Annotated in this window: 7 protein-coding genes; 4 read left to right on the forward strand and 3 right to left on the reverse strand. The window is 47.2% G+C overall.

Translation table 11 applies throughout. The annotated features are described in order from the left end of the window. A partial coding sequence (locus WBA89_RS12590) for a hybrid sensor histidine kinase/response regulator (protein ID WP_424406831.1) occupies positions 1 to 1,906 on the forward strand: 1,906 nt, incomplete at its 5' end. Positions 1,907 to 2,081: 175 nt separating this feature from the next. Here WBA89_RS12590 and WBA89_RS12595 read toward each other — a convergent pair. The 3 genes from WBA89_RS12595 to WBA89_RS12605 form a co-directional block, all read right to left on the reverse strand. Then, the gene (locus WBA89_RS12595) at positions 2,082 to 2,753 is read right to left on the reverse strand and encodes an SOS response-associated peptidase (RefSeq protein WP_424406834.1); all 672 of its coding nucleotides are present in this window, start codon (positions 2,751 to 2,753) and stop codon (positions 2,082 to 2,084) included. 101 nt (positions 2,754 to 2,854) lie between these two features. Further along, entirely contained in the window at positions 2,855 to 3,799 is a 945-nt protein-coding gene (uvsE, locus tag WBA89_RS12600) for a UV DNA damage repair endonuclease UvsE (RefSeq protein ID WP_424406836.1), read from the reverse strand. A 129-nt stretch (positions 3,800 to 3,928) separates the two neighbouring features. Next, complete coding sequence (locus WBA89_RS12605; RefSeq protein WP_424406844.1) at positions 3,929 to 5,581, reverse strand: ABC1 kinase family protein; 1,653 nt, start codon at positions 5,579 to 5,581, stop codon at positions 3,929 to 3,931. 328 nt (positions 5,582 to 5,909) lie between these two features. Here WBA89_RS12605 and WBA89_RS12610 point away from each other — a divergent pair, with 328 nt between their 5' ends. The 3 genes from WBA89_RS12610 to WBA89_RS12620 all read left to right on the forward strand — a co-directional run bounded on the left by WBA89_RS12610 (position 5,910) and on the right by WBA89_RS12620 (position 9,383). Then, positions 5,910 to 6,494, forward strand: a complete 585-nt coding sequence (locus WBA89_RS12610) for a Uma2 family endonuclease (protein WP_424406838.1) — start codon at positions 5,910 to 5,912, stop codon at positions 6,492 to 6,494. Between the two features lie 321 nt (positions 6,495 to 6,815). After that, positions 6,816 to 8,432, forward strand: coding sequence for an ABC transporter substrate-binding protein (locus tag WBA89_RS12615; RefSeq protein ID WP_424406840.1), 1,617 nt, complete (start codon positions 6,816 to 6,818; stop codon positions 8,430 to 8,432). Continuing rightward, positions 8,433 to 9,383: a vWA domain-containing protein gene (locus WBA89_RS12620; RefSeq protein ID WP_424406842.1), complete on the forward strand. Its 951-nt coding sequence runs from the start codon at positions 8,433 to 8,435 to the stop codon at positions 9,381 to 9,383. The last annotated feature ends 247 nt before the right edge of the window (positions 9,384 to 9,630 follow it).

Here is a 9,630-nt window from a genome sequence, read left to right on the forward strand (position 1 = left end):
CCCCAACCCCCAAAGACCAACAATCCGCGTAGACTTAGAACGCTTAACAGAATTGGTGAATCTAGTCGGAGAATTAGTTATCAACCGTACAAATTTGGAACTTCAAGAATCCGAACTGCGCGGCGAAGTCAAGCGCATCCGCCGCAGTATCGTAGATTTGAACCAATTCGGCGGCCAGTTGCGAGAAGAATACGACAGGCTGAGTTTTGCAGACTGGAAAGGGGGAAACGGCAATTCGGAATTGCTGGGAAAAATTGCCGGATATCAAACAGAATTTCCCTCGATCGCCCATTCTCACTTCGATATCTTAGAGATGGATCGTTATACAGAGTTCCACTCCACCGCCTCCGAAGTCATCGAAACAGCCGAAGCAATTTCTCAATCCGCTACCACATTAGACACCTTAGCCATGAAATTCGAGCGCAGTACCGACCAACTGCGCCGCATTACCGAACAACTCCGCAGCCGCGTCATGCAGTTGCGAGTCGTCAGTTTCAGTCGCGCCGTCGATCACTTGCCCAGAGCGCTCCGGGATATGTGTCTCACCTACGATAAAGATGTCAACCTGCTGCTGCTGGGAAGAGATACCAAAATTGACGAAAGTTTGCTCGATGCTTTGCGCGACCCCTTAGTACACTTAGTGAGAAACGCCTTCGACCACGGCATCGAAATGCCCGAAGTTCGGCAAGCAAGCGGCAAGCCCGCCAGCGGTCAAATTGAAATAACAGCCCGCCACCAAGGCGGCCAAACTATTATTACTGTCGCCGATGACGGCAAAGGCATTGACCCGGAAATCATCCGCCGCAAAGTTGTCAACAAAGGTTTGGCGACAGAGGAACAAGCCCAAGAATTTTCCATTGCCGAACTCTACGATTTTCTGTTTTGGCCGGGTTTCAGCACCGCAGAAGGAGTCAGCGACCTTTCGGGGCGGGGAGTCGGCCTCGACGTGGTGCGAACAAATTTGCGGACTGTGCGGGGAACTGTGAAGGTGGATTCTCGCCTGGGAAAAGGTACGAGTTTTATCATCAAGCTGCCGCTGTTGCTGTCGATTACTGATGCTTTGATGGTGAAGACCGATCGCAATAAAATAGCAGTGCCGCTGGATGCAGTCGAAGAGATTCTCCACATCAAAGCTTCGGAAGTTCACACCGCCGGCAATCAGCCGATGCTGTGGTGGCGGGAGGAATTTATTCGTTTGGTGAGGATGCAGGATTTGCTCGAATACAGCGTCCTGGGGCCCGATGCTCCGTCTCCAGACCCTTTGACCCAAGACCACATTCCCGTGCTGGTTTTGGCTTCTAGTGAAGGAATGCTGGCGGTGGCTGTGGAACGGCTGATCGGCCAGCAGGAAATTGTGGTTAAACCTTTGCCGCCGCCTCTATCCAAGCCTCGCGGGGTTTTGGGGAGTACGATTTTGGGGGACGGCAAAGTTGTGACTATTTTGGATGTGGATGATTTGGTGGGTCAACCTTCTTTAGCCAATAGTTCGATCGCCCCTGTGTCCGGTAAACTGCAGCCCGCAACGAGTTTGAGTCAGTCACCGCAGATTTTGATTGTGGACGATTCCTATACAATTCGGCAGTTGCTGTCTATGATGCTGACTCGTGCTCGCTACCGAGTCGTGCAGGCGAAAGACGGGGTGGATGCTTTGGAAAAGCTGCAAAACGGTCTTGATTGCAGTTTGGCGATTGTGGATATTGAAATGCCCCGGATGGATGGATTTGAATTATTGCGATCGATGCGATCGACCCAGCGGTTTGCTAAAATCCCCGTAGCCATGCTGACATCCCGCAGCGGCGAAAAACACCGGCAAATGGCAATGGAATTAGGCGCAAATCAATATTTCACCAAACCTTACAGCGAAGCCCAACTTTTAGAAGCTATCCCGAAACTAATTAAACATTAGTCATCAGTCATTAGTCATTAGTCATTAGTCATTAGTTGTTGATGGGGAATATTTGTGGGACATTTATTAATGTTTAATAATTAACTAAGGACTAATGACTGCTGACTAATGACTCCATATTTATTAATGTTTAAGAGTTAACTAAGGACTAATGACTGCTGACTAATGACTTTGTTTATTCGATCGCTTGAATGCACTCAGGACTGTCTTTGCTGGGACTGTTGACGATCGCACTTACGGCCTTTGCTTTCATTGCTTCAGAGGCATACGGCTTTAACAGCGGCAAAACTTGCTGAGCGCTGTTAACAGCAGGATCGAGCCACTCTTCCCAAGCGCTGTCGGGGAGAATCACAGGCATTCGAGCGTGCACCGGCTGCACAGTTTCGTTAGCAGCGGTAGTAATTATAGTACAAGATACAATCTTTTCTCCTTCGGGAGATTCCCAATTTTCCCACAAACCCGCAAAAGCAAAAGGTGCGCCCTCCGCCATTTGAAAATAGTAAGGCTGTTTGTGCTTTAAGAGCGGCAGCCATTCGTAGAAACCATCAGCGACTATCAAACATCGCCTGTGCTTGATGGCGCTGCGAAAAGCAGGTTTTTCGGCTACAGTTTCCGATCGCGCGTTAATCATTTTACTGCCTATTTTCATGTCTTTTGCCCAACTTGGAATCAAGCCCCAGCGCATAAATTGGAACTGTCGCTGCATTTTTTCTGGCTCAACTGTTACTGTCGCCACTGATTGAGTTGGGGCGATATTGTATCGCGGTTTGATGTCGGGAACTTCGGACAGTTTGAAGAATTCGGCGATGATTTGACCTGAAGTATTTAAAGTGAATCGTCCGCACATAATTTTTGGCAATAATCGCGATTTGGGCGGGCTAGAAGCCCACCCCACAACAACATTTAACTCTTGTGGAACAGGCCGGATAGCCTGTTGCTGACTCGCCCCTACGAGACATTACTAAATTCCCGAACATTCGCCCCCAACCATTCGGCGCGCAACTTTTCAATAGCTAATTCTTTGAATTTGGCTTCTACTTCAATCCAAGGAGCTTGATAATAGCACTCTGGCATTTCTGTAATTAAATCGCTGTGGCGCGGATCGGCAAAAAATTCTTTTCCGTTGGATATGTGGACTAATTGTAATTCAGGAACTGACCAAGTTGTGCGGGCTGCTGCGAGCATTTCGGCAACGCTGGGATCGTCGTAACTTTCTAAATGTTCGTGAATGACGTGGTGGTGCGCGTCAAAAACCATCGGTACTGCGGTTTCGAGACAAACTTCTAAAAGTTCTGAGGAACTGTAGGCGTATTCGTCATTTTCAAAGGTTAAGCGCGATCGAATAGATTCGGGTAAGTCGCGGATGACTGATGTGAGTTGCGAAGTGCGATCGCCCTTACCGCCGTGAATGTTCATCAGTGCGTAGGGCGATCGGGGCTGTCCCAACATATCTAAGATTAAAGCATGAGTTGCCAGAATTTTAATGCTGTTTTTAACGACATCAGGCTTGTCGGAACTGAGGACAACAAATTGATCCGGGTGGAGTACCAAACGGATGTTGAGGGAAATTGCCCGATCGCCCGTATTCCGCAATTCCTCAGCCATCGAGTGCAGCACTGTTTCCCCCAAATCTGTATCTGCAAAAGGGAACAGCGCAGAAGTCATGCGATACAATCTAATGTTATTTGCACAGCAGAAATCAATCGCTTTGTCAAGCCGTTTTAAGTTGTCTGCATAAAGCTCGCGCAACACTTTTTCTTGTTCAGTTTCCGCAAGCTGTAAAAGTCGCTTCCGGGTGACAGTGCGAAAGCGAACGGCATCGGACGTGGTGATGCAGACTAACCCCAATTCCGGCAAAATCTCCTTTTCTAACACTTGATTAATTTCGCTCATTTGTCAACCTTTCCCAACCTTAATTATATCTAAAATAGGTTCGTCGCAGTAAGGACTTCAGTCCTTAGTTCTCAAGTTGTGAATACGAACCTATGACCTCTCCAAATTTTCCTCGTTTCCCATATTAAATCAACTCCGCAAACGACCAGAACGCAAAATGCTAACAATTAACCACAAACCCAAAAAACTCGCCGCTGCAAACAAACCGTTGCTCAAAAAAGATAGTTGAGCAGTTTGAGCATTAGAAGAAATAATTGCCGCCCCCACAATCAGCGAACCCACGACAACACTAAAAGAAAGTCGGTTGGCAGAATCTCCTAAAGTGCGGCGCAGCGGATCGAGTTCTTTTATGCTCAAGTTCCACTTCAAAGTTTCCGAAGTAACCCGGTCTAAAAGCACTTCCACCTGTCGCGGAGATTGCAAAGACAAGCTTTTCAGATCCAGGGCTGTTCTCAGCAGAGCTTGCACCGGGTCATCTCCCAATAACTGACGCCGAAACATATCGGTCATCAGCGGTTTTACCTGCTCTACAATATTAAATCTGGGATTGAAAGAGCGTGCCAGTCCTTCCAAATTAGCTAGAGTTTTTGCATACAAACCGAGATTGCTGGGCAGCCTAATTTTATTTTTGCGGGTGATTTCCAGCACTTCATAAAATATTTCCGACAGGTTCATTTGCGACAAGCTTACATTGTAATACTTCCGCAGCATTCGAGCCAAATCGTTTTCGAGAACAGCTAAACTTTTAGGTTGAGCAAATTCCGCCATTTCCAATGTTAATTGAGTGCATCGCTGAGCATCTAAATCGACAATTGCCAGCAACATTTCTGTCAAATTCTGCTGGGTGCGCGGGTCTAATCTGCCGACCATGCCGCAGTCTAGCAGGGCAATCCGACCGTCTCTGAGATAAAATAGATTGCCGGGATGCGGGTCTGCGTGAAAGAATCCGTCGATGTACAACTGCTGGAAGAAAACGCGGCAAAGCAGCGTTGTAATTTCTTCGCGTTCGGCATTTATATCTCCTTTGTGGCCAATTCCTTGCAAATCGCCTAACAAAATCGGCACTCCGTTCAGCCATTCCATTACTAAGAGTTTTTTGGTGGTCAACTCCCAGTTAATTTGTGGTAGAACAACTTGTTTTGGGTCGAACCATTTACTTTTAGATAAATTGCGGCGCAGTTCGTCGGTGTAGCTGGCTTCTTGAATGAAGTCTAGTTCTGCACGCAGGGCGATCGCAAATTCTTCGGCTAGGGCGACAATATCGTATTGTTGACCGAATTCTGTGAGCATCACAAGTTCTGCCAAACCTCGGAGCACGGCGATATCTTGTTCGATGACAATATCGATACCGGGGCGCTGAACTTTCAGGGCGACTTCGCGGCCGTCTTTTAAGGTAGCTTTGTGGGTTTGGGCGATCGAGCCTGCGGCGATCGCCTGAGTGTTAAATTTAGCGAAGGTATCTTCGAGAGATTGTGTGAGTTCCTTGCGGACAATAAATTCTACTTCCGACCAAGGTACGGGCGGAACTTCCGCTTGTAGCGTCGAGAGGGTTTCGATGTAGGCGGCGGGTAAAAGGTCGGGACGGGTACTCAGCAATTGTCCCAATTTCACAAAAACTGGGCCTAATTCTACCAAGATGTTGCGGAGAACAGCGGGAGTTGGGAGACTGGGTGCGTCGGTTTTGCGGCCGGTTAGGAGGCTTTTCATGTAGTCCCAACCGTTGCGGAAGACGACCTCTAGGATTTCTCCTTTGCGAGAAGTGTTTTGAACTAGGCTGAACAAGGGGCCTCCGGGTCGATCGACTTTGGTAGCAATATAACTACTAGGATAGCGCTGTTGACCGAGCTGACCATTGTCTTGAGGAATAAATTGGGGAGAATAGCGGTTCGGGGGCGCAATTTCTGAAGAGGGATAGCTGCGCTGCACTTTTGGGTGTGGGGGAGAGCGATCGGTTTTTGACCGTAGCATTAATCCTCATGTTAATATACAGTTAAAGCAGACATGATATTTTTATGATTAAATTTATTGAGTTTAAAAGTTGTGTCAAAGACTTGAATGAGTAAGTTATTACCAGCTAAATTCTCAAGGTGTTTCAAACCCTATAAAAAACATGATTGCCATCCAATCTCCTGCAAACTCAATCGAATTATCCATCAATTTAACTGACGAGCAATTTTTTCAGCTTTGTCAGAACAACCGCGATTATCAATTTGAACGTACAGCATCAGGGGAATTAATTATTATGTCACCGACAGGCAGTGAAACTAGCAAGCGCAATATCGATTTATCCTATCAACTTCGAGCCTGGAGCAGGCAAAATAATCTAGGAGTTGCCTTCGACTCTTCTGGAGGCTTTAAACTTCCCAATGGTGCCGATCGCTCTCCTGATGCCTCTTGGGTCAAAAAAGAACGCTGGGATGCTTTAACACCGGAACAAAAAGACAGTTTTGCTCCTTTGTGTCCAGATTTTGTGGTCGAGTTGCGATCGAAGACTGATTCGTTGAAAAAGCTGCAAGAGAAAATGCAAGAATATATAGATAACGGTGCGAGATTGGGTTGGTTAATTGACAGGCAAAATCGGCGGGTAGAAATTTATCGCCCCGGTCAAAGTGTGGAAATTCTCCAAAATCCTGCCACTGTGTCGGGGGAAGATGTACTGCCTGGTTTTGTGTTGGATTTAGCAGAAATTATGTAGTCAGTGGCAGCATAACTCGGTTTGACTCCCAAAGTGGCGATCGCACCTTCATTTTTCGCCAACAAAGCCGCCGACTTCCAAGTCCTGAAAAACTCCTGTTCCCAATCCAGCCATCCGCCAAGAAAAAACCCACCAGTGCATCTTCACCGTAACGGAGGGCTGTTAACCAAGCTGACCAGTATCTTGGGGAATAACTCAGGGACGAGGGGCTATTCCCTTTAGTCTATTTTAAAGATTTCGTATTTTTGCTCAGCTAACCTTTCTCAAGATAGATGTCAAGCTGTACAATACCCAAAAGGGTAAAAAAGAAAGGTAGCAAAAATGAGTTGGAGTTGCGACGGCGTACCCAAATATAATCCAGATCAATATAACGGGAGTGGCCCCCATCCACCCTATGACAACGACGGGTCAATCTGCATGATGTGCGGCTTGCCGCAAGAGGCGATGGTTCCCGATCGAAATCGGGGTTCAGGAAATGGATTGCCCATCAAACAAATTCTGATGGGTGTAGCAGCAGTATTAGTCGTCGGCGGTGGCGGATTTGGTTTGTACAAAGCGTTTTCCGGCAAACCGCCAGAGTCTTCTGTGACAACAGGAGATACCACATCTACATCTACTACCGCAACTGCTGTTTCGCCTGGGGAATTCCTCAGTTCTAAAGCAGTCAGCGCCCCGCTAATTAGTCAAGGAGAAAAAATCCTGCTAGCAGGCGGCAAAGCTGATGCTGAAAAACAAGCTGGGGCGGCGGCATTTGTCGGCAAAAATTGGGATGAGGCGATCGCCAAATATGAAGCAGCTACCAAAACCGACCCCAACGACCCGGAAACTAAAATTTATCTCAACAATGCAGCGGCTCAAAAAACAGGCAATCCCCTGACAATCGCCGTCGTAGTTCCCATCGGTGCCAGCGCTGATGCAGCCAAAGAAGTGCTCAGAGGAGCAGCTTTATATCAAGATCAATTTAACAAAAGTCCAACGGTTCCCGGTCGGTTATTAGAAATTGTAATTGTTAATGACGAAGTTGGCAAAACTGTGTCGATCGCCCAAGACTTAGTTAACTCTCCCAACGTATTGGGAGTTTTGGGACACGGCATTGACAGCAGTTCTCAAGACGCGATCAAAACCTATGAAACCGCAGGATTAGCAGCCATTTCGCCTGTCAGTTCCAGCGTGTCGATCGACTCTTCCAACAAAGCCACCTTGAAACTGACCAAGGTGCTGGAAAAAACCGATGAAATGCTAAAAGCTTACCTCCAAAAAGTTGGGGAAACTGTCGCCAATTATGCTAACAAAAATCACTCCCCCGGCGCGATCGCCATTTTCTACAATTCCGACAGCGTTTACAGCAAACAACTCAAGGAACTATTAGTTGTCGAAGTGCCAAAAGCTAGCGGCAAAATTGTCCAAGAAGTAGACATCAAAGCTGGTGGGACTTTTGATGCCAAATCTGCTGTAGCTGATGCCAGCAAAGCGGGAGCAAATGTGGTATTTATGGCGGTGAGCAAAGACCAAGTAGAACAGGCGATCGCGATCGCGATCGCCAACAAAGATACATCCCCACCTTTAGCATTAATGGGCGGCAGCGAACTTTACAATCCTACTACTTTAGTCAAAGGAGAAGATGCCATTAAAGATTTAGTGCTAGCAGTTCCTTGGAGGTGGGAAAAAGACGATCCTTTTTCCAAAGAAGCCTCCGAAATTTGGAAAGGACGAGTCAGTTGGCGAACTGCAACTGCTTTCGATGCCACCCAAGCTTTAACAGCCGCAATCACCAGCAATCCTACCCGCGAGGGAACAGTCAAATTCCTCACCGCAGGAACTTTGATATCGGGAACTGCCAAGGAATTTGACCTGTTAAAAGAAATTCCGTTAGTCAAAGCTATCGAAGGTAAAGACGGCCCTCCGGGGTCAAAATATCAGTTCGATGCTATTCAATAGTTGGCCAACCAAGTTAAAACTACTATAGGTCGATCGGTGATTAGAACTCAACGCCCGCTGTGGCAACATCCCTTATTTCAAAGACCGTTAATCGTGCTGTGCTTCTGTTTAATTGCCGCAGCACTGTTTGGCATATTCGGGTTTGGCAGACCAAATATTGCAGTGGCGATCGCCCTCGATCTCAGCAGCAGCACCTACCAGCCCCAAGCCTTCAATGCTCCCGGCACAATTATGCAGCAAGAAGTAGCAGCAGTCAAAGCCTATTTAGATGTAAATTCTAAATTACCAAACAACCCAAATACAATTCAAGTTTTTGGGATTGGCGGCGGCAAAGCTCCAGCATTAACCAGTAACTTTAGTTCAGATACCAAAAAAGTAGAAGCAGAATTAGTTCGAGCTCTGCAAGACCCAAATTTGCCGAAATCTCTGCAACCAGAACCTCCCCAAGACAGCCTAGATGTTCCCATCCGGGAGGCATTAAACGCTTTTAAAACCGTGCCGAATAGCTGTCGCGAAATTGTGATTGTGAGCGATGCCGGAATTGAACTGGCTCCGCAAACTGTCAGCGAAGCCGCCGCTCAAAAAGTTAAGATTAATGGCATTACCTTCGGGGGGAAAAGTTTCGAGCCGCTCAAACAAGCTACTGTACAAACAGGAGGAATTTATATTTCCGGTTCCGGTGTCAATCTCAATACTTCATTCACTGAAAAAATCTTTCCCAAACTCAATAGTAACATCAAATGGGTAATTTTTTGGTTGGGTGCTGCTTGGATTGCCTTGATGTGGACGCTGACGATGCCGCTCGATCGCTGGTTGTTTCAAGGCACAATGAAAATGAACATGACTCTCGCAGGTCAGGCGGCCTTGGGAAATGCCTTTTTCTGGACTGCTTTTACGCCTAGCATTATCTGGAAATTAGTGGGTTTGCCCATTTTTGGCGACGGTTGTTAAGTCTGAAATCTACGATCTCGCTTGTCTACTCGTTCCCAGGCTCTGCCTGGTAACGCAGATAGGCGAGGCTCTGCCTCCAATTACTCGTATTACTCGATTACTCGTTCCCAGGCTCTGCCTGGTAACGCTGATAGGCGAGGCTCTGCCTCCAATTTGACCAGAGAAACAAGGCTCTTTTTCCAAGTAAACCAAGCGAGGCAGAGCCTCTGGACATTGATTCCCAGGCAGAGCCGGGGAACCAGTTTAA

It is taken from the genome of Microcoleus sp., assembly GCF_049646505.1.
Classification (GTDB): Bacteria; Cyanobacteriota; Cyanobacteriia; order Cyanobacteriales; family Microcoleaceae; genus Microcoleus.

Excerpts from the sequence above, each read along its gene's own strand:
- WBA89_RS12595 (WP_424406834.1), bottom strand. The coding sequence starts at position 2,753 with ATGTGCGGACGATTCACTTTAAATACTTCAGGTCAAATCATCGCCGAA.
- uvsE (WP_424406836.1), bottom strand. The coding sequence starts at position 3,799 with ATGAGCGAAATTAATCAAGTGTTAGAAAAGGAGATTTTGCCGGAATTG.
- WBA89_RS12610 (WP_424406838.1), top strand. The coding sequence starts at position 5,910 with ATGATTGCCATCCAATCTCCTGCAAACTCAATCGAATTATCCATCAAT.
- WBA89_RS12615 (WP_424406840.1), top strand. The coding sequence starts at position 6,816 with ATGAGTTGGAGTTGCGACGGCGTACCCAAATATAATCCAGATCAATAT.